The organism is Rathayibacter sp. VKM Ac-2805 (genome assembly GCF_009834265.1).
Lineage (GTDB): Bacteria > Actinomycetota > Actinomycetes > Actinomycetales > Microbacteriaceae > Rathayibacter.
Map to the genome: position 1 here is coordinate 1,287,637 of NZ_CP047185.1, position 19,830 is coordinate 1,307,466.

Here is a 19,830-nt window from a genome sequence, read left to right on the forward strand (position 1 = left end):
AGAGGTGCTGCTTCATCGGGTGCTCCCTTCCAGAGCGGGCTCCGGCGACCGGCGCCCGGGGAGGTCGGCGAGGACCTCGTCCCAGTCTCGGTGGAACCGGGCGAGGCCGTAGCGCGCGAGCGCGGCCTCGCGGGCGACGGCGCCGGCGCGGGCGGCGCGGTCCGGGTCCTCGACGAGCGCCCGGGCCGAGGCGACGAGGGCGTCGAGGTCGTTCGAGACCGCTCCGGCCTCGGGCGGGACGGCGCGCCCCGCCTCCGTCACGTCGAGCGCGACGACGGGCATCCCGAGGTGCATCGCCTCCAGCAGCGCGAGGCCGAGGGAGGTCCAGCGGAACGGGTGCAGGTAGACCCGGCGGCGGGCCAGGGCCGCGTGCATCGCCTGGGTGCGGACGTCGCCGAGGACCGTCACGTCCTCCAGGCCCGGCAGCTCGGCGAGCCGGTCGGTCTTCATCCCGAAGACGTCCAGCGGTGCGACGGCGCCGAAGCGGGGGAGCAGGTCGGTCCCCGCGACCCGGCCCCGGCGGACGGGCTCGTTGACGACCACGCCGAAGTGCGGCAGCTCGCCGGTGTAGAGAGGGCCCGGGTCGTGGATCCCGTGCTCGATCACCGTCGTCCGCGTCGATCCGGTGTCCCACATCAGGGCGTTGAAGTGGGTGACGTGGACGATCAGCAGGTCGTCGCGGTCGGCGAGCGGGTGGCGGTTGTCCGGCACGTCCCCGCGGGGGGTGTTGTGCTCCACGTAGACGGCGGGCACGTCGCGGCCGAGGCGTCGCCCGAGCAGGCGCTCGGCCTCGGCGAGCTCCTCGGGCCTCTGGAGGAGGACCGCGTCGACGTCGGCGTCGTGCAGCTCCTCGGGGGCGATCTCGACGGCGCTCGGCCAGTCGCGGCCGCCGGTGCCCAGGCCCCAGCCGTCGCGGGCCGGAGTCGTGGGGAGCAGGTAGGTGTGGGCGCCGCGGACGAAGGCGTCCGCCCAGCCGCCGTGCACGTGCCAGAGCAGGATCCTCATGCGATGGCCTCTCTCGGGGAAGTCGTGGGTCGGAGTCGGAGGGCGGCGGCGACCGCCTCCTCGGCGCTCACCCCCGCGAGGCACGGATGGCCGGGGACGGGGCACACGCGGGCGCGCGAGCCGGCGCAGGGCGCCTCCTGGTCGCCGAGCAGCGCGACCGGGACGCCGTAGGGCGCCCAGCGCACGGCCGGGACGACCGGCGCGAAGAGGCTCACCACGGGGGTGCCGACCGCGGCGGCGAGGTGCGCGGGGCCGGTGTTGCCGCAGATCACGACGTCGGCGCCGGCCAGCACCTCGGCGGCGTCGGCGAAGTCGGTGGCCCCGCCGAGGTCGATGCCGCGGGTGCCCGCGACCTCGGCCGTGAGGGAGCGCTCGCCCGGTCCGCCAGTGACGACGACAGCGAGGCCCGCGTCCGCCAGCAGCTCGACGGCGCGGGCCGCGTTCGCCGCCGGCCAGGCGCGGGCGGGGACGGCTGCCCCGGGGTGCACGACCGCGTAGGGGCCGATCCCCTCGAGAGCGGCGGGCAGCACGCCCTCGCGGCGCACGCGGAGCCGTCCGTCGTCGGCGGGCAGCGCGAAGCCGGCCGCCGCCGCGATCGCGAGCGCGCGCTCCGGCTCCGGCTGGTCCTCCTCGAGGGTCTCGCCCGGGACGAGCCGCACATCGAGCAGGGCGCCCGCGAAGTCGACCGAGGCGCCCGTGATGCGGGCGACACCGGCGAGGCGGAGCAGCAGGGCCAGCGGCAGCGGCGACTGGTGGAAGGAGGTGAGGATCACGGCCTCGTCCGGCGCGAACTCCTCGACGATCGCGCGCAGCTCGTCGACGAGCTCGGCGTCGACGGGGCGGGAGGCGTCGCCGATCCACGGGCACCACCAGGTGCGGACGGAGGAGGGACCCGGCAGCAGCGCGGCCGCGGGCGCTCCCTGCGGACCGCTCAGCAGCAGCACCTCGGCGTCGGCCGCGATCGCGCGAACGGCGGGTCCGCACAGCAGGACGTCTCCCGCGCTGTCCAGGCGGGCGACGAGTACGCGGCGCCTCACTCGGCGTCCTCGTCGGGCTGCATCGCGAGCAGCAGCTCGACCGCCTCGAGGAGCGTCGCCGCCTGCAGCGGGGCGGCGTCCACCTCCTCGGCGCGGGTGATCGGAGTCGGCACCAGCACTCCACGGGCGCCGGCCGCGGCGGCGGCGCCGACGTCGGCCCCGATGTCGCCGATCACGGCGAGGGACCGTGCCGGCAGTCCCAGCTGCTCGGCGGCGTCGAGCACCATGCCGGGCCGGGGCTTCCGGCAGGAGCAGCCGTCCTCCGGGCCGTGGGGGCAGAGCATCCACACGTCGAAGCCGCCGAAGAGCTCGTCCACGCGCCGGTTCACCGCGTCGGCCTGGCCGCGGTCGATGATCCCGCGGGCGATCCCGGACTGGTTGGTGACCACGCCCACGGCCAGCCCCGCCTCGCGCGCCCGCTCGACCGCGGCGAGGGCGGTGGGCATCGGGGAGACCTGCGCCGGGTCGCCGTTGTAGGGCACGTCGACCACGAGCGTCGCATCGCGGTCGAAGAGGATCCCCCGCAGGCGCGGGGCCTTCGCGCGCTCGTCGGCGCTCCGGGAGGAGGAGTCGTTCACCTTCTCCTCGTACCCCTCGACCGGGGATGTAAACCCCCTTCCGGAGAAGTCGGTCCCTCCGGGCGCGTCGCTCGCATCTGCGGGCGGCGCGTCTGAGGTGCGCGCAGCGGGGTACGGGGACTCCGACAGGAAGGAGGCGCCGTGCGCGCTCTCACCGCCCCGGACGGGACTCCGGAGATCCTCGCGCTGCGCGCCCTCAAGCTCGGCGACCTGCTCGTCGCCGTCCCGGCGCTCAAGGCCCTGCGCCGCGGCTTCCCGGACCACCGGCTGATCATGGCGACCACGCCCTGGCTCGAGCCGATCGTCGACCTGGTCGAGGGCCTGGACGCGCTCGTGCCCACCCTCCGCGGACTCGACGACCCGCTGCCGATGGCCGCCGGCCGGGTCGAGCTCGGCGTGAACCTCCACGGCAACGGCCCGGAGTCGCGGCTGCGGCTGCGCGAGATCGCGCCCGAGCGCACGCTCGAGTTCCGCGTCCCGGCGCTGGACCCGGGCGCGGGCCCGGAGGACCCGCGGCCGCTCTGGATCGACGGCGAGCTGGAGCGCGCCCGCTGGGCCCGCCTGGTGAACTCGATCGGTCTCGACGCCGACCCCGAGGACGTCGCGATCGCCGTCCCCGAGGAGCCCGCCTCGGCCCCCGGAGCCGCCGTCGTGCACATCGGGGCCTTCTACGGCTCTCGCGAGTGGCCGGAGGAGCGCTTCGCCGCGGTGGGGCGCGCCCTCACCGCCGAGGGGCACCGCGTCGTCTACACCGGAGGCGCGAACGAGGCCGACCGCGCCCGCCGCGTCGCCGAGCTCGCCGGCACGGGCGAGGTGCTGGCGGGGGAGCTCGCGCTCAGCGGGTTCGCCGCGGTCGTCGCGGCCGCCGAGGTCGTGGTGACCGTCGACACCGGAGCCGCGCACCTCGCCTCCGCGTACGGCGTCCCCTCGGTCGTGATCTTCGGTCCGGCACCGCCCGAGGCCTGGGGCCCTCCGGCCTCGGGTCCGCACGTCGTGCTGACCGACGCCTCCCTCCGCCGCGGCGACGTCTTCTCCGCCGAGCCGGACCCGGCGCTGCTCGCGGTCCAGGTCGACGACGTCCTCGCCGCCCTCGCGTCGCTCCCGTCGCGTGCCGAGGCCCACCTCAGGCGGACTTCAGCCGCGTCGCCGGTCGGACCGGAGTGACCGTGGCCACGCGGGCCCGGGGAGCGCGGGGCTGATGGCTGCGCGAGGGGGCGCCGAGCCTGTCGGCGAGCTGCGCGAGGATCCGCCGCTGCAGGCGCGAGACCTGCATCTGCGTCGTTCCCAGCGCGTCGGCGATCTGCTGCTGGGTGCGCTCCTCGACGAAGCGCATCCGCAGGAGCTCGCGCTGGCCCTCCTCGAGTTCGGCGAGGGCCTCGGCGAGCCCGTGCCGCCGGTCGATCTCGAGCAGCCGCTCGTCCTCGCCGCCGAGGGTGTCGCCCAGGCCGACGCCGCCCTCGCCCACGGTCTCGTCGAGGGAGAGCGGATGCCCCGCGAGGCGCGCGTCGGCCACCTCCGCCGCGTCCACTCCGAGGCGGCGGGCGATCTCCTGGTCGGTGGGGTGCCGGCCGAGCTCCTGCGCGAGCTCGTCGGCGACGACGGCGGAGCGGCGGTGCAGCTCCTGCACGCCGCGCGGCGGCCGGATCATCCAGCCGAGGTCGCGGAGGTGGCGCTTGAGCTCGCCGGTGATCGTGGGGACGGCGAACGCGGCGAAGCTGTCGCCGCGCTCGGGAGTGAAGCGGCGGGCGGCCTTCACGAGGCCCACGTAGGCGACCTGGCGCAGATCCGCCCAGTCGCCTCCGCTCCGGGAGACCCGGCGGGCCATGGCCTCGGCCAGGCCCAGGTGGTCGAGCACGATGCTTTCGCGGATGCGCGCGCCCTCGGCGGCCTCCGCGCTCACCGCCGCCTGGAAGAGCGAGAGCGTGCGGGCGTCCTTCTCCTCCCGCGCCGCCTCGGTGAGGACGCTCGGACGGTCGGTGCGGGTGTCGAGATCGATCGTGCTCATCAGTGCTCCTTCCGGGCACGCTCGCGCGGAGGCCCGGCGCGGCCTGCGGTGCGGCGCTCGGGCCCTCTCGACGAGAGGCCCGAGGTCAGCGCACCACTGCTCCTGCCCGCTCCGGGAGTCCGTTGACTCGGAGCAGTGCTGTCCGGTAGAAGCACTGCCCGCGAGGCGGGTCGGTGCCCGCGGTCGAGGCGCTGCCACCCCCGCGATCCCGGGCACCGCACCGCCTCCCGCCGGTAGGATCGGCCTCGTATGTCTGAGCTCACCCCGCCCCTGGAAAGCGCGCCGGACGCGCACCCGTTCACGACCGCGACCGGGAGCGACGTCCGCGTCCGCTTCTGCCCGTCGCCGACCGGGACCCCGCACGTCGGCCTCATCCGCACCGCCCTGTTCAACTGGGCGTACGCGCGCCACACCGGCGGCACGTTCGTCTTCCGCATCGAGGACACGGACGCCGCCCGCGACAGCGAGGAGAGCGTGGAGCAGATCCTCGACGCGCTGCGCTGGCTGAAGCTCGACTGGGACGAGGGCGTCGGAGTCGGCGGCCCGCACGGCCCGTACCGGCAGTCCGAGCGCACCGATGTCTACCTCGACGTGATCGCGCGCCTGACGGCCTCGGGGCACCTCTACGAGAGCTACTCCACGGCCGAGGAGATCGACGCGCGCAACGAGGCGGCCGGCCGCGCGAAGCAGCACGGGTACGACAACCACGACCGCGATCTCACCGAGGAGGAGCGCGCCGCCTTCCGCGCCGAGGGCCGCGCCCCGGCGCTGCGCCTGCGCGTGCCGGACGCCGACCTGTCCTTCGACGACCTGGTCCGCGGCCCGATCACGTTCCCCGCCGGCTCCTTCAGCGACTTCGTCGTGGTGCGCCCCAACGGCCAGCCGCTCTACACGCTGGTGAACCCGGTCGACGACGCGATCATGCAGATCACCCACGTGCTGCGCGGCGAGGACATCCTCCCCTCGACCGCCCGGCAGATCGCGCTGTACCACGCGCTGATCGACATCGGAGTGACGACCTTCGTCCCGCGCTTCGGGCACCTCCCGTACGTGATGGGCGACGGCAGCAAGAAGCTCTCCAAGCGCGACCCGTCCTCGAACCTCTTCCACCACCGCGACCGCGGCTTCATCCCGGAGGGCCTGGTCAACTACCTCGCCCTGCTCGGCTGGTCGCTCACGCACGACCGCGACGTCTTCTCGATCGACGAGATGGTCGCCGCCTTCGACGTCGCCGACGTGAACCCGAATCCGGCCCGCTTCGACCTCAAGAAGGCCGAGTCGATCAACGGCGACCACATCCGCCTCCTGGCCGTCGACGACTTCACCGAGCGGACGATCCCGTACCTCGTGGCGGCCGGAGTGCTCGCGGGCGAGCCGACCGCCGAGCAGCGCGCCGTGCTCGACGCCGCCGCGCCCCTCGTGCAGGAGCGGATCGGCCTGCTCGGGGAGGCCCCCGGCATGCTCGGGTTCCTCTTCACCGCGTCCGACGCGCTCGAGTACGACGAGGACGCGCTGAAGGGCCTGCCCGCGAACGCCGGCGAGGTGCTCGCCGCCTCGATCGGCGCCCTCGAGCTCGTCCCCGCGTCCGAGTGGCTGACGGCCTCGATCCAGGAGGCGCTCGCCTCCGCGCTGATCGAGGGCCTCGGCCTCAAGCCCCGCATCGCCTACGGACCGCTGCGCACAGCGGTCTCCGGACGCCGCGTCTCGCCGCCGCTGTTCGAGTCGATGGAGATCCTCGGCAAGCAGGAGTCGATCGCCCGCCTCGACCGCCTGGGCGGTCACCTCGGCACCTCCCGGCAGGCCTGACCGTGGCGGAGACGGTCGGCGGACGATACGACGTCGTCGTGATCGGCGGGGGCCCCGCCGGGCTCTCCACCGCGCTCAACCTCGTCCGGGCGCGCCGGAGCGTGCTGCTGCTCGACAGCAACCGCCCGCGGAACGCCGCGACCCTGCACTCGCACGGGTTCCTCACCCGCGACGGCATCTCGCCGCTCGAGCTGCGCCGCCTCGGCCGCGAGGAGTTCGAGCGCTACGAGGCCGCCGAGGTGCACAACGCCCTCGTCACGTCGGTCGAGCGCTCCGGCGGCGAGTTCGTGGTCGGCGCGCGCGGCGTGCGCGGCAGCGCGGACCGCTCCGTCGTCGCCACCGCCGTCGTGGTCGCCGCGGGGCTCCTCGAGACGCCGCCCGCGCTCCCGAGCCTGCGCGCCTACTACGGCACCGCCGTGCACAGCTGCATGGAGTGCGACGGCTACGAGAAGGCGGGGGAGGCGCTCGCCCTGATCGGCGAGACCGACGACCTCGCGGAGCGGGCCATGCTCCTCTCGCAGTGGTCGACCGACCTGATCGTCTTCACCAACGGCGTCGGGACGGTGAGCGACGCCGACGAGTCGCTGCTCGCCTCCATCGGCATCCGGGTCGACCGGCGCCCGGTCGCCGACCTCGCCGGGGAGCGCGCCGAGATGACCGGCGTCCGCCTCGTCGACGGCGACGTCGTGCCGCGCACCGGCGCGTTCGTCCGCCCCGTCTGGACGCCCGCGCTGGACTACCTGGACGCGGCCGGCCCCGACCGCGACGCCGACGGCTTCCTCCGCGTCGACGCCGGTGGCCGCACGTCCGTCCCCGGCCTCTACGCCGCCGGCGAGGTCACCCCTCCCGGCCCGCAGCAGCTGATCGTCGCCGCCGGATCGGGCGCCCAGGTCGCCTCCGCGATCAACCGCGACCTCGTCCGCGCCCGCCTCGGCGAGGCCGCCCCGGAGTCCGAGGGCAGCGTCGTCCGCGGCTCGATTTGAGCGGGATGCCCGCGTAGGGTACTGTCGTCTCTCGGCGCTCGGGTCTCGATCCGGTCGCCGCCTGGTCCCGGGATCACCTCCGGATGACCATTGGGGTATGGTGTAATTGGCAACACGGCTGATTCTGGTTCAGTTGTTCTTGGTTCGAGTCCAGGTACCCCAGCACTGATCTCCTCCGCGGCACTCCGTGCGACGCCCTCGTTCGTGGCGTCCTCGTCCGGGCCCGCCCCCTCGCGAACCGCTCTCGGCGGCGTCCGCAGTATCCCCCCTCCGGCCGACGCGGCCGTCCGAGGCGCTGTGACACGATGGAACCTGTACGTCTCTCAGGTACCCGCGTCGCGCGGGTCGGACGAAAGGTCGCCCGCCCATGGAACCGGATCTCCTCTGGATCGTCCTCGCCGGAGTCGCCGTCGGCGCACTCCTGCTGATCGCCCTCATCGGCTTCTTCCTCTTCCGCGCCTGGTACCAGGTGCCGCAGGCCGACGAGGCGATCGTGATCGTCGGGAAGAAGCAGAAGGGCGAGGACGGCCTCACCTCGAACATGACCGTCATCACCGGCGGCGGCGCGTTCGTGAACAAGCTGACCCAGCGCTCCGACCGCATCTCCCTGCGCTCCCGCCAGATCAAGATGGAGCCGGTCGCGCAGACGAAGAACGGCGTGACCATCCACCTCGCGGGCGTCGCCCTGGTCAAGATCGGCTCCACGGCCGATCAGGTCCGCGCCGCTGCCGAGCGCTTCGCCTCGCAGGACCAGTCGATCGACGTCTTCACGACCGAGCAGCTCGAGGGCGCCCTCCGCGGCGTGGTCGCGAAGCTCAGCGTCGAGGAGGTCATGCAGGACCGCCAGAAGCTCGGCGACGAGATCGCCGAGGGCATCAAGGGCGACCTGCTCGCCCAGGGCCTCGTCCTCGACTCCTTCGCCATCCAGGGCGTCACCGACCGCAACGGCTACATCGAGGCGCTCGGAGCGCAGGAGATCGAGCGCGTCCGCCGCGAGGCCGACGTCGCGCGGATCAACGCGGCCCGCGAGGTCAAGGCTCGCCAGCTGGCCACGGACGAGGCGAACCTGATCGAGCAGACCGCCTACGACAAGAACACCGCCGCCGCGAAGTCCGAGGTCGGCCGCGCCAACGCCGAGGCCGAGCAGGCCGAGAACCTGGCCCGCGCCGAGCGCGAGCAGGCCGTCCTCGTGCAGCGCGCCGAGAACCGGCAGGCCGAGCTCGACGCCGACGTCAAGCGCGTCGCGGACGCCGAGAAGTACCGCCGTCAGACCGAGGCCGACGCCGACGCCTACGGACGCGAGAAGAAGGCCGAGACGGACCGCCAGGTCGCGCAGCAGGTCTCGGACGCCGAGGCCTACGCCGTCCAGCGCCAGGCGGAGGCGCGCCAGGCGTCCGCCGCCGCCGAGGCCGCCGCCGTGAGCGCCCGCGCCGAGGCCGAGGCCCACGCACTGCGGGCCAAGGCGGGCGCCGAGGCCGAGGCGCTGCGCGCGAACGCGACCGCCGAGGCGGAGGCCATCCGTGCGAAGGGCGAGGCGAGCGCGGCGGCCATCGCGGCCGAGGCGGAGGCGCTCCGCGAGAACCAGGAGGCGATCCTGGGTCGCGAGCTCATCGGGCAGCTGCCCTCGCTCATGGCCGAGTTCGCGAAGGGCTACCAGAACGTCGGCTCGGTGACGCTGATCGGCGGCGACACCGCCGGCACCCACATCGCGCGCGAGCAGGCGGCGGGTCTCGCCGCGACGTTCGACAGCGTCAGGTCGGCGACCGGCGTCGACCTCGGCGCGATCCTCCAGGGCCAGGCCTTCGGCCGGGGGATGGCGACCGGCGGCACCGTCGTTCCGACCGGCGCGTCGGTGGCGACGGGTTCGGGTGACGCCCCGCGTCCGTCCGGCACCGGCGACCCGACCGCCGTCGCCTCCACGAGCTGACCGCAGGGTCCCGCCGATCGCCGGCGGTTCCACCGCCGCCGCCGCCGTGCTCGTCGGTGGGCGCCCGTCGGCGTCCGCCCTCGAGCACGGCGTGCGGCGTTCTGCGCGACCGGGTCGTGCCCCTGCCCGGCGTCGAGCGGCCCCGCTCAGACCAGCGGCTTGCGCATCTGCAGGGACGTCGTCTCGTAGCCGAGCGACTCGTACAGAGCCCGCGCGGCGGTGTTGAAGCCGAACACGTTCAGCGCGAGGGCGGAGCCGCCCTGGGAGCGGACGTGCGACTCCGCGAGCAGCATCGCCGCCCGGCCGAGGCCGCGGCCGCGCTCGGCGGCGTCGATCTGCACGTCCCAGACGTACCCGACGCCCTCGAGTCCGCTCGGATGCGGGCCGAGCCAGAGCGACCCGACCGCGCGGCCGTCCTCGGAGACGAGGAGCACGTCGTGCCCGGCGGCGGGGGAGCCGCCCGGGAAGTACTTCTCGTACGAGGCGTCGGCGTTGCGGGCCGCGGCCGCCTCGTCGTCGCCCGCCCGCATCCGGTCCTCGATGTACGCCGAGCGCTGGACCCGCATCCAGGCGGCGAGAGCGGCGGCGGGCATCGGCTCGAGCGTGACGGTCATAGCCTCACGATCCCACTCCTCACCGCCCCCCGCGATCGATCCGCCGCGGACGGCCCGCAGGGGATCCGCGGACGGGCCGCTCGCGACGGATCGCCGCCGGCCCGGCTCAGTCCGGGGTCCGCTCCGCGTGCTTCCGCTTCCCCAGGCGGGTGGCGAGGAACAGCAGCGTCCCCACGACCACGTAGCCCGCTGTCGCCAGCCAGACCACGCCCGTCTGCTGCGTCAGCAGCACCACGCTCGCGATGGTCGCGAGCACCGGCACCACCCGCGGCACGGAGTAGTGGGCGTGGTCGACGCGGTCCTTCTTCAGCACCAGCACCGACACGTTCGCCGCGATGAACACCAGCAGGAGCAGCAGCACCGTCGTCTCGGCGAGCGTGCCGACGTCGCCGATGAGGCTGAGCAGCATCGTCACTCCGCCGACGACCACGATCGACACCCACGGCGTGCGGCGGCCCGGCAGCACCTTCCCGAAGGCGCTCGGCAGCAGCCCGGAGGTGGCGAGCCCGAAGCCGACCCGCGACGCCATCACCATGAACAGCAGAGCGCCGTTCGCGATGGCGACCAGCGCGATCAGGCCGAACAGCCACGGCGGCACCGCCACTCCGCTCGCCGCGACCACGTCCAGCAGGGGGCCGCTGGAGGCCGCGAGCTCGTCGTTCGGCAGCACGATCACGGCGCCGAGCGCGATCAGGAGATAGACCACGGCGGCGGTGATCAGCGCACCGAAGAGGGCCCGCGGGTAGACCTTCGAGGGGTTCCGCACCTCCTCGGCCATGTTCGCCGCGGCCTCGAATCCGAGGAACGAGAAGAAGGCGACGATCGAGGCGGCGAACGCCCCCTGCAGCGGAGCGACGTCGGGGTTGAACTCGAGCACGCGGGAGGCGTCGCCGTCGCCGGAGCCGAAGAAGACCGCGGCGCAGACGATGACGATGACCAGTCCGCTCACCTCGATCACCGAGGCGACCAGGTTCGCGGTCAGCGACTCCTTCACCCCGCGCAGGTTCACCAGGGTGAGGATCGCGATGAAGACGATCGCGGTGGGGATCGGCGGCACGTCCAGCAGAGCCCCGAGGTAGTCGCCCGCGAACGCGTTCGCCAGGGAGGCCGCCGTCGTGATGCCGGAGGCCATCATCAGGAAGCCGATCAGGAACGAGAGGTACGGCTTCCCGAACGCGCGGTCCACGTAGCGCGCCGCCCCTCCGGCGTGCGGGTACTTGGTGATCAGCTCGGCGTACGTGCCCGCGGTGAGCAGGGCGACGACCAGCGCGATCAGCAGCGGCAGCCAGATCACGCCGCCCACGTCCTCCGCCATCGTGCCGACCAGGGTGTAGATGCCGGCGCCGAGTGTGTCGCCCACGATGAAGGCGAACAGCAGCGGCCCGGTGATCACCCGCTTGAGCGACGCCTTCCCGGGAGCGGTCTCGGCGGTGTCCGTCGTGTCGGTCATCCGGACACTCCACCGAAGCGAGAGGTCCGAGCGCAAGCCTCGCCGCCCGATCGCTGCGAGATTTCTCATCATCGCGGCCCGTGTGGCAGGGGCCCGGGCGGCGAGGCCTCCCACAGCGCGCTGATCCCGGGACTCGGGCGATCGGCCGCACCAGAGGGAGCGGACCCGGTGCGCACAGGGTGAACAGGGGTCGACCGCGCGTGCCGCCGCGCGCCCGCACTGGGTAGGCTGGAGCGCTTCGTCGTGAGTGGAGCGGTCGCGGAGGAATCATGGGCAAGAAGCGCAACCAGGGACGATCCGGAGGCGGTCAGGGCGGGTCCGGCGGTCAGGGCGGCGGCCGCACGGCCGAGACCGCGCTGATGGTGCGGTTCCGCAGCTGGTACCGCTCGCACCTCGCCGAGGTGGGCATGCAGCACGAGCACCTCGAGGCCGACGAGGCCGTCGAGGTGCTGACCGACCTCTTCGCGATGACCCGCGACCTGCGCCCGCGCGGCTCCTTCGCCCAGCCCGACGCCGAGCTGCTCGAGGCCGTCTTCGACCAGATCGAGGCCGACCTGTCGGGGGAGGAGAGCGAGGCCGACCTCGACGACACCCTCTTCACCGTCGCCGAGGTCGTCGAGCACTTCCTCGACTTCCTCACCGACGAGGACCTCTGGACCGGCACCGACGAGGAGCTGGACGAGTGCCAGGCCGTCCTCGACGAGGTCCTCGACCTCGCCGGCTCCTTCGTCGAGGCCGTGCTCGACGACCTCGCCGAGCTCGACGAGGTCCCGGCCGAGGAGCAGCTCTCCGCCGTCCGCGCCACCGCTCTGGTGCACGCGGCCGACGTCGTGGTCGAGCACCTCGCCGCCGACGACGGCGCGACCCTCACCGAGCGCGCCGCCCGCGAGATCGCGGTCGAGGCGGGCATCTCCTCCGCGGGATCCACCCCGAGCGACGACTCCGTCCGCATCCCGGTCTCGGCCTGGTGGGACGCGCTGGTCGGCTCCGCCGTGCTCGAGCAGGAGGGATCCGCCGCAGGTCTCGGCGAGGCCGCCGTGCTCTGGCGCAGCTCCGACGCGCACGAGGCCGCCGCCGAGCGCGTCGCCTACGTCGCCCGCTTCCTCGAGCAGTGGATCCTCAGCGCCCAGACCGCGCTGGCGGCCGCCGACACCGAGGACGGCGCCTTCTCCCCGGAGGAGCGCGCGGTCACCACCACCGACGCCGTGCTGGTCCGCATCGCGGTCGCCTGCCAGGCCGAGATCCACCCGGGCCTGGTCGTCGGCGAGCTGGTCGACGAGCTGGCAGCCGACTCCGGAGTCTCGCTCGACGAGGCCCTCGACGAGCGCGAGCGCATGGTCGGCACGGCCGAGCGGATGCTCGACGACACCGCCGAGCTCGGGCTGCTGCTGCACTCGCCGGAATTCGGCTACGCGGTGCCGGAGGGCCTGGCGCCCGTCCTCGCCTCCGTCGTCCGCGCGACGGTCGTCCTCCTCGGCGAGCGCGAGGCCACCCGCCTCGAGATCCTCGACGAGGCGACCCAGGACACGGCGACGGCCTACGCGCTCCACGTCGCCCTGCTCGGGACCAAGCCCGTCGTCTGGCGGCGCCTCGAGCTCTCCTCCGAGTCGTCGCTGCGCGATCTGCACCTCGCGCTCCAGCTCTCGCTGGGCTGGACCGACGCGCAGCCGCACTACTTCAGCGTCGGCGTGCCCGACGAGGAGCAGGCTCCGATCGGCTCGCCGTCCGACGCGGAGGAGTTCGGCGCCGACCTCGTGGACGAGGCGGGCGTCGCGCTCGCCGAGGTGCTCGAGCAGGAGCAGGACGAGCTCTTCTACGTCTACGACCTCGAGGACGAGTGGCGCCACGTGATCCGCCTGGAGTCGATCGCGCCGCTGTCGTCGGCTCTGCCGCGCTGCACGGGCGCGCGCGGCGCGGCTCCGCTCGACGTGCCGGGAGGCCCCGCGGCCTGGGCCGACACGGTGCGGGCGGCGACGGACCCGTCCTCGGCCGACCACGCGGAGGCGCTCGAGGCTCTCGGCCTCGCCGCCGGAGCCTCGTTCGATCCGGCCGCGGTCGACGTCGACGGCATCAACCGCTCGCTCGGACTCCTGCGCTCCGCCGTCTGACGCCCCGCCGGAGGGCATCACCGGAGGAGGCCCCCGCTCCCGCTCACCGCGGGCGGCGGGGGCCTCCTCCGGTGCGGGGCGTCACGGGGTGAGCAGCAGCTTGCCGATGTGTCCGGAGGAGCGCATCACGTCGTGCGCCCGCTCGGCCTCGGCGAGCGGGACCACCTCGTCCACCACCGGGCGCACCGTCCCGGCGGCGACCAGCGGCCAGACCTCCGCGCGCACCTGCGCGACGATCGCGCGCCGCTCCTCCAGGGGCCGGGCGCGGAGGGTCGTGGCGTGCACCGCCCCGCGCTTGCGCATCAGCACCCCGAGGTCGAGCGAGCCCAGCGCACCGGACTGGTTGCCGATGAACACCACGCGCCCGCCCACGGCCAGCGCCTCCAGGTCTCGGGCCAGGTAGTCGCCGCCGACCGGGTCGAGGATCACGTCGACGCCGCGCCCGCCGGTCGCCTCGCGGATCCGCTCGACGAAGTCCTCCTCGTGGTAGTCGATCAGGACGTCGGCCCCGAGCGCGCGGCACGCCTCGAGCTTGCGGGGGCTGCCGGCCGTGACGGCGACGCGGGCGCCGAGGGCGGCGGCGATCTGGATGCCCGTGGTCCCGATCCCGCTCCCGCCGCCGTGGAGGAGGACGGTGTCGCCGGATCCGAGCCCGGCCACCATCACGAGGTTCGACCAGACGGTGGACGTCGTCTCCGGGAGGGCGGCGGCCGAGACGAGGCCGACGCCGTCCGGCACCGGCAGCACCAGGCCCGCGTCGACCGCGACGTACTCCGCGTAGCCGCCGCCGGAGAGCAGCGCGCAGACCTCGTCGCCCTCCGAGAACCCGGTCGCGTCCTCGCCGAGCGCGACGACCGTGCCGGACACCTCCATCCCGAGGATCTCGGAGGCGCCGGGCGGCGGCGGGTAGACCCCGCCGCGCTGGCCGAGGTCGGCGCGGTTGACGCCGGCGGCCGCCACGCGGACGAGGACCTCGCCGGGTCCGGGGGAGGGCGTCGGCACCTCCTCCAGCACGAGTCGGGAGTCGGGGCCGGGGTTCTCGATGCGGATCGCCTGCATGAGGGGGATGCTACGCCGCGGGCCTCGGCGCTCGCGGTGCTCCCGTCCGGCGAGGGGCCGGCTCAGCGCTGCTCCGCCAGGAACGCCAGCACCGCGTCCTTGAAGCCCCGCGCGGGCACGGTGCTGGTGTGGTCGCGGCCGGGGACGCTCACGAACCGCGCCCCCGCCTCCGCCGCCAGCAGCTCTCCGCCGGGAGCGATCGGATCCGCGCCGCCGGTCACGAGCAGCGTCGGCAGGCAGGGGTGCCGCCCGTGCTCCGGGTGCGCCCCGCCGCGGACGCCGTCGGCCACCGCCACCAGCGCTGCGAGGTCGTTGCCCTGCACGCCCTCCGCCATGCCGATGAAGGCGCGGGTGAAGCCGTCGTCGATCTCGCCGCCGGAGGCGACGCGGGCCCGGGCCGCCTCCGCGTCGAAGGAGCGGAGGGGCTCGCCCACGGTCAGCCCGCCGAGGCTCAGCGATGCGAGCCGCTCCGGGTGCTCGAGCCCCAGCACCCAGCTCATCCGGGCGCCGAGGGAGTACCCGAGCACGTGGGGCGCGTCGAGGTCGTAGGAGTCGAGCACCCGCACCAGGTCGGCCACCATGGCGTCCACGCTGTAGGAGTCGGAGTGGTGCGGCTTCTCGCTCGCGCCGTGCCCGCGCTGGTCGAGCGCGACGACGCGGTACCCCGCCCGGTGCAGCGTCCGCAGCCAGCCCGACGTCTCCCAGTTGAGCACGGCGTGGGAGGCGAAGCCGTGCACGGCGAGGACGGTCGGGGCGCTCTCCTCGCCGACGGAGTAGGTGGCCAGCCGCACTCCGTCGTCGGCCACGACGTAGACGGGCGGAGGGAAGGCGATCACTCCACCACCCTGCCCGCCGCCGCGGGGTCGAGGGGGCACCGCGCCGCGGACACGCCGGGCGGAGTCCCCGTAGCGGAGAGAGGCCGGGCCCGGTGTCCCCGGACGGTCAGCGCGGCGGACGGGTGGAGCGGGCGAAGGGCACGGCGATCCAGAGGCGCACGGTGCGTCCCTGGCCGGACCGGATCCCGAGGACGACGCACAGCACGAGGTTGAGCACGGCCAGCGCGAGGATCGCCGAGATCGTCGCGAGCGGCCAGTCGGCGCCGAGCGAGTCGCGCACCGACACCAGCGCGAGGTGCAGCGGGACCAGCATCAGCTGGAGTGCGAGGTAGGTGAGCTGCCAGTTGACGGCGACCAGCCCGTTCCGGTCGCTGAGGGTGCCGATCCGCCGCCGCGACCCCCACACCATCACGGTCGCCGTGAGGGAGATCACGGGGGAGATCACCACGAAGCCGGCGAGCGCCGAGAGCCCGGCGAACCAGACGGCCCGGGCGCCCTTGCCGTCCCGGGTGCGGTGCCGCAGCTCGTCGTCGTCCATCGTCGCCGCCTCCTCGCGCCGGGACCAGTCTCGCACCCGCCCCCGCCTCGAGGCGGGGGATCGCCCCCGAGTTCCGGGGGTTCCCCGGATGGGGCGGGTCCGGGCGCGTCCGTAGCGTGGAGGCATCGCCGGAGCACACCGGCAGCGCCGTCGGCCCGCCCGGCGGCACCGCATCCCGCCGGGCGACCGGCACCCGAGAAGGAGCACACCGTGACCACCGACGACCGCACCGCCCGCCTCTCCACCCCCGCCGACGAGCAGCCGACCGTGGACCTGGGCGCGACCGCCGTCCTCACCGAGGAGCGGCCGTCCGCCGGGGAGCGCCCCGCCGCCGAGGAGCCCGCCTCCTCGCAGCAGGCCCGCGCCCCCTACGGCACCCCCGCCGTCCCGCCCGCGGCGCTCGCCCCGGCGCCCTCGACCCCGTTCTCGCTCACGAGCCTGATCCTCGGCGTCACCTCCGTCTTCTTCGGACTGACCGTGATCGCTCCGGCCGCGGGCCTCGTCTTCGGCATCCTGGGCCTGCGGAGGGAGCCGACCGGCCGCACGCTCTCGATCTGGGGCATCGTGCTCAACTCCGTCATGCTCGGCCTCGTCCTGCTCTTCGCGATCGCCGTGCTCGTCGTGGTCGTGCTCGTGCCGCTCGCGGCCCTCGCGTCGGGCAGCGACTACCGCTGATCCGCCGCTTCCCGCGTCCCGCGCCTCCTGTCCGCTCCGGCGGCGGGAGGCGCGGTCGTTCCGCGCCCGCCGAGCGGACGTTCCGCGCCCGCGTCCGCCGCCGCCCCGTGCCCCGGCGATAGGCTGGCCGCGCAGTTCGCGAGCCCCCTGCACCCTCCGGGGCCGCACGACGACAGCAACGGAGCTGGACGTGACCCTCGCACCGAGCACCCTCCCCGACCGCGACCCGGAAGGCAGAGCCCTGGACGACACCGAGACCCCCGCCACGCGCACCGAGAGCGACTCCCTCGGCTCGATGGAGATTCCCGCCGAGGCCTACTGGGGCATCCACACGGCGCGGGCCCTCGACAACTTCCCGATCTCGAAGCGCCCCATCTCGATCTACCCCGATCTCGTCCGGTCCCTCGCCACGGTCAAGCTCGCGGCCGCCCGGGCCAACACCGAGCTCGGCAGTCTCGCCCCCGCCAAGGCCGAGCTGATCGAGACCGCGTGCCGCCGCATCATCGACGGCGAGTTCCACGACCAGTTCGTGGTCGGGGTGATCCAGGGCGGCGCCGGCACCTCGACGAACATGAACGCGAACGAGGTCGTCGCCAACGTCGCACTCGAGATCGGCGGCTTCGAGCGGGGCGACTACGCCCACCTGCACCCGCTCGACGACGTCAACCGCAGCCAGTCCACCAACGACGTCTACCCGACCGCGATCAAGATCGCGATGACCTGGTCGCTGCGCCGCCTGCTCGACGAGCTGGCGCTGCTGCGCGAGTCGTTCTCCCGCAAGGCGGTCGAGTTCGGCAGCGTCCTGAAGGTCGGCCGCACGCAGCTGCAGGACGCGGTGCCGATGACGCTCGGCCAGGAGTTCCACGGCTTCGCGACGACCCTCGGCGAGGACCACGCCCGTCTCTCCGAGACCATCTGGCTGCTCGCCGAGGTCAACATCGGAGCCACCGCGATCGGCACCGGCATCACCGCCGATCCGCGCTACGGCGCAGCCGCGGTCCGCCACCTCAACGAGATCACCGACCTCGACCTCGAGATGGCGCAGGACCTCGTCGAGGCGACGAGCGACACCGGCGTCTTCATGTCGTTCTCGAGCGCGCTCAAGCGCTCCGCGATCAAGCTGTCCAAGATCTGCAACGACCTGAGGCTCCTCTCCTCGGGCCCTCAGGCCGGCTTCGGTGAGATCAACCTGCCTCCGCGCCAGGCGGGATCGAGCATCATGCCCGGCAAGGTGAACCCGGTCATCCCCGAGGTGGTCAACCAGGTCGCCTACTCGGTGGCCGGGGCCGATGTCACGGTCACGATGGCGGCCGAGGCGGGTCAGCTCCAGCTCAACGCCTTCGAGCCGGTGATCGCGCACTCGCTGCTGCAGAGCATCACCTGGATGACGCAGGCCTGCAGGACGCTCCGCGAGAACTGCATCGACGGCATCACCGCGAACGTCGACCGGCTCGAGGCCATGGTCGCCTCCTCGGTCGGGGTCGTGACGGCGCTCACGCCGAGCATCGGCTACACCGCGTCCGCCGCCCTCGCGAAGGCCGCCCTCGCGACCGGCCGCAACATCGCCGACCTGGTGGTCGAGGCGGGGTTGATGTCGCGCGAAGAGGTCATGAGGCTCATCTCGCCGGCCCGACTCTCGGGCATCGAGGCGATGACCGCGGCGCTCCCGATCATCGACCCCGCGCCGGAGGCGTGACCGCGGCCGCGAGGCGCGCCCCGGCGTAGCTGCGCCAGGGCGCCCAGCGGCGCCCGGCCTCGGCCAGCCCGCGCTCGCCGGCGGGCAGGCCGCGCGCCGCCGCGCCTCGCCGGAGCACGGGATCCCCTGTGAGCAGGACGTCGGGATCTCCGGTCGCCCGCTGTGCCACCTCGGCCGCCGTGGCCGCGTCGATCCCGGGGACCGCCAGCAGCTGCTCGGCGAGCTCCTCCCGGTCGGCGTCGAGCCGCAGGGCTCCCTCGGCGAGCAGCGTGCAGGTCCGCACCAGCACGTCGGCGGATCCGCGGAGCACGTCGGCGGCGTGCTCGGCGATCACCGCGGGGGAGGGGAAGGCGCGTGCGATCGATCCGCTCGCCACGGACTCCGGGAGCGTCGCGCCGAGCGCCGCGACCAGCCGTGCGGCCTCCCGCCGGCCGAGCAGCGCGCGCACCAGCGTCTCGGCCGGGTCGACGGAGCCGGGCACGCGGACACCGGGGCGGGCGGCGACGCTCGGAGCGAGTGCGGGATCGGCCGCGAGGGCCTCGTCCACGGCGCGGGCGTCCGCGTCCAGGTCGAGCAGCCGCCTCACCCGGGCGACCAGCGGCCCGACGTCGGCGACGGAGACGAGCGTCGCGCTGCAGCGGACGCTCTCTCCGTCCGCCGCCAGCCGGATCAGCGCCGCGCCCCCGGGCAGGACGAGCGAGCGCGCGTAGCCGCCGGGGGACGCCTCCTCGATGCCCGGGAGCGCGGTGCCGCCGAGCACGTCGAGCACCCCGGGATCGAACGGAGCCCGCACTGCCAGCCGGAGCTCCAGCGTGGTCGCGCCGTCGTGGACGCTCGCCTCGGAGCGCGTGCCGCGGGCCGAGGCGCGCAGGGCCGTCGGGGTCCGCTCGTACACCTCCGCCAGGGTCGCGTTGAACTGCCGGATGCTCGTGAAGCCGGCGGCGAAGGCGACGTCGGACACGGGCAGGTCGGTGCTCGTGAGCAGGAGCCGGGCGGTCTGGGCGCGCTGGGCGCGAGCGAGGGCCAGCGGAGGCGCGCCCAGCTCCTCGCGCAGGATGCGGCCGAGGTGGCGCGCGCCGTAGCCGAGCCGGGCGGCCAGCCCCTCGACCCCCTCGCGGTCGACCACTCCGTCGGCGATCAAACGCATGGCGCGCGCCGCCGTGTCGTCGCGCAGGTTCCACTCGGGGGAGCCGGGGACGGCGTCCGGCAGGCAGCGCTTGCAGGCGCGGAGCCCCGCCTCGTGCGCGGCGGCGGCCGTCGGGTAGAAGCGCACGTTCGCGCGCCGCGGTGTGATGGCGGGGCAGCTCGGACGGCAGTAGATGCCGGTGGAGTGCACGCCGGTCAGGAACCGCCCGTCGAACCGGGAGTCGCGGGAGGCGACGGCGCGGTAGCGCTCCTCGAAGAGCGGATCGGAGTCGGGCACGCCTCGAGCCTCGCACGCGGTGACGTCGAGCAGGAGCGGGAATCGGACACGGGCGTCCGCACCCCGGCCCTCCTCCACGCGCCCGGCGCG

General features: G+C 74.4%; 17 protein-coding genes and 1 tRNA gene. 8 read left to right on the forward strand and 10 right to left on the reverse strand.

All coding sequences use genetic code 11. The annotated features are described in order from the left end of the window. Window positions 1–12: 12 nt before the first annotated feature. From GSU40_RS05960 to GSU40_RS05970, 3 genes are read right to left on the reverse strand one after another with little or no spacing between them, the layout of a single operon-like run. Window positions 13–1,005 (reverse strand): glycosyltransferase, encoded by a 993-nt coding sequence (locus tag GSU40_RS05960; protein WP_104233231.1) that lies wholly within the window; start codon window positions 1,003–1,005, stop codon window positions 13–15. Then, window positions 1,002–2,042: a glycosyltransferase family 9 protein gene (locus tag GSU40_RS05965; RefSeq protein WP_160034064.1), complete on the reverse strand. Its 1,041-nt coding sequence runs from the start codon at window positions 2,040–2,042 to the stop codon at window positions 1,002–1,004. The genes GSU40_RS05960 and GSU40_RS05965 overlap by 4 nt, the downstream gene beginning before the upstream one ends. Continuing rightward, entirely contained in the window at window positions 2,039–2,620 is a 582-nt protein-coding gene (locus GSU40_RS05970) for an HAD family hydrolase (RefSeq protein ID WP_160034065.1), read from the reverse strand. Before GSU40_RS05970 ends, GSU40_RS05965 begins: the two co-directional genes overlap by 4 nt. Window positions 2,621–2,761: 141 nt before the next feature. Here GSU40_RS05970 and GSU40_RS05975 point away from each other — a divergent pair, with 141 nt between their 5' ends. Beyond that, window positions 2,762–3,784 (forward strand): glycosyltransferase family 9 protein, encoded by a 1,023-nt coding sequence (locus tag GSU40_RS05975; protein WP_160034067.1) that lies wholly within the window; start codon window positions 2,762–2,764, stop codon window positions 3,782–3,784. Here the strand turns inward: GSU40_RS05975 and GSU40_RS05980 are convergent. Beyond that, window positions 3,744–4,625: a sigma-70 family RNA polymerase sigma factor gene (locus tag GSU40_RS05980; protein WP_160034069.1), complete on the reverse strand. Its 882-nt coding sequence runs from the start codon at window positions 4,623–4,625 to the stop codon at window positions 3,744–3,746. The two genes, GSU40_RS05975 and GSU40_RS05980, sit on opposite strands and share 41 nt — an antisense overlap. A 249-nt stretch (window positions 4,626–4,874) precedes the next feature. Between GSU40_RS05980 and gltX the strand changes: the two genes are divergently transcribed. The 4 genes from gltX (at window position 4,875) to GSU40_RS06000 (ending at window position 9,341) form a co-directional block, all read left to right on the forward strand. After that, window positions 4,875–6,431 (forward strand): glutamate--tRNA ligase, encoded by a 1,557-nt coding sequence (gene gltX, locus GSU40_RS05985; RefSeq protein ID WP_160034071.1) that lies wholly within the window; start codon window positions 4,875–4,877, stop codon window positions 6,429–6,431. A 2-nt stretch (window positions 6,432–6,433) separates the two neighbouring features. Continuing rightward, entirely contained in the window at window positions 6,434–7,414 is a 981-nt protein-coding gene (locus GSU40_RS05990; RefSeq protein WP_104276156.1) for an NAD(P)/FAD-dependent oxidoreductase, read from the forward strand. Between the two features lie 91 nt (window positions 7,415–7,505). Continuing rightward, window positions 7,506–7,577, forward strand: a tRNA-Gln gene (locus tag GSU40_RS05995). A 204-nt stretch (window positions 7,578–7,781) separates the two neighbouring features. Continuing rightward, window positions 7,782–9,341: an SPFH domain-containing protein gene (locus tag GSU40_RS06000; RefSeq protein ID WP_104226268.1), complete on the forward strand. Its 1,560-nt coding sequence runs from the start codon at window positions 7,782–7,784 to the stop codon at window positions 9,339–9,341. Between the two features lie 146 nt (window positions 9,342–9,487). Here GSU40_RS06000 and GSU40_RS06005 read toward each other — a convergent pair whose 3' ends face one another. Beyond that, entirely contained in the window at window positions 9,488–9,955 is a 468-nt protein-coding gene (locus GSU40_RS06005) for a GNAT family N-acetyltransferase (protein ID WP_160034073.1), read from the reverse strand. Between the two features lie 106 nt (window positions 9,956–10,061). Next, window positions 10,062–11,405, reverse strand: coding sequence for an APC family permease (locus tag GSU40_RS06010; protein WP_104226270.1), 1,344 nt, complete (start codon window positions 11,403–11,405; stop codon window positions 10,062–10,064). Window positions 11,406–11,674: 269 nt separating this feature from the next. On the opposite strand from GSU40_RS06010, the gene GSU40_RS06015 reads away from it, so the two are divergent. Further along, a complete protein-coding gene (locus tag GSU40_RS06015; protein ID WP_160034075.1) occupies window positions 11,675–13,513 on the forward strand; it encodes a plasmid pRiA4b ORF-3 family protein in 1,839 nt (612 codons plus the stop codon). An 81-nt stretch (window positions 13,514–13,594) separates the two neighbouring features. Here GSU40_RS06015 and GSU40_RS06020 read toward each other — a convergent pair whose 3' ends face one another. The 3 genes from GSU40_RS06020 to GSU40_RS06030 all read right to left on the reverse strand — a co-directional run bounded on the left by GSU40_RS06020 (window position 13,595) and on the right by GSU40_RS06030 (window position 15,982). Then, window positions 13,595–14,572, reverse strand: a complete 978-nt coding sequence (locus tag GSU40_RS06020; protein WP_160034077.1) for an NAD(P)H-quinone oxidoreductase — start codon at window positions 14,570–14,572, stop codon at window positions 13,595–13,597. Between the two features lie 62 nt (window positions 14,573–14,634). Then, complete coding sequence (locus GSU40_RS06025; protein WP_160034079.1) at window positions 14,635–15,408, reverse strand: alpha/beta hydrolase; 774 nt, start codon at window positions 15,406–15,408, stop codon at window positions 14,635–14,637. 106 nt (window positions 15,409–15,514) lie between these two features. After that, entirely contained in the window at window positions 15,515–15,982 is a 468-nt protein-coding gene (locus GSU40_RS06030) for a DUF4870 domain-containing protein (RefSeq protein ID WP_160034081.1), read from the reverse strand. A gap of 174 nt (window positions 15,983–16,156) precedes the next feature. On the opposite strand from GSU40_RS06030, the gene GSU40_RS06035 reads away from it, so the two are divergent. Together GSU40_RS06035 and GSU40_RS06040 are read left to right on the forward strand one after the other, a co-directional pair. Continuing rightward, window positions 16,157–16,621, forward strand: a complete 465-nt coding sequence (locus tag GSU40_RS06035; protein WP_104250160.1) for a DUF4190 domain-containing protein — start codon at window positions 16,157–16,159, stop codon at window positions 16,619–16,621. A gap of 241 nt (window positions 16,622–16,862) precedes the next feature. Beyond that, window positions 16,863–18,317: an aspartate ammonia-lyase gene (locus tag GSU40_RS06040; RefSeq protein WP_258060401.1), complete on the forward strand. Its 1,455-nt coding sequence runs from the start codon at window positions 16,863–16,865 to the stop codon at window positions 18,315–18,317. Here GSU40_RS06040 and GSU40_RS06045 read toward each other — a convergent pair. Beyond that, the gene (locus tag GSU40_RS06045) at window positions 18,292–19,740 is read right to left on the reverse strand and encodes an Ada metal-binding domain-containing protein (RefSeq protein WP_167299023.1); all 1,449 of its coding nucleotides are present in this window, start codon (window positions 19,738–19,740) and stop codon (window positions 18,292–18,294) included. The two genes, GSU40_RS06040 and GSU40_RS06045, sit on opposite strands and share 26 nt — an antisense overlap. Window positions 19,741–19,830 lie beyond the last annotated feature (90 nt).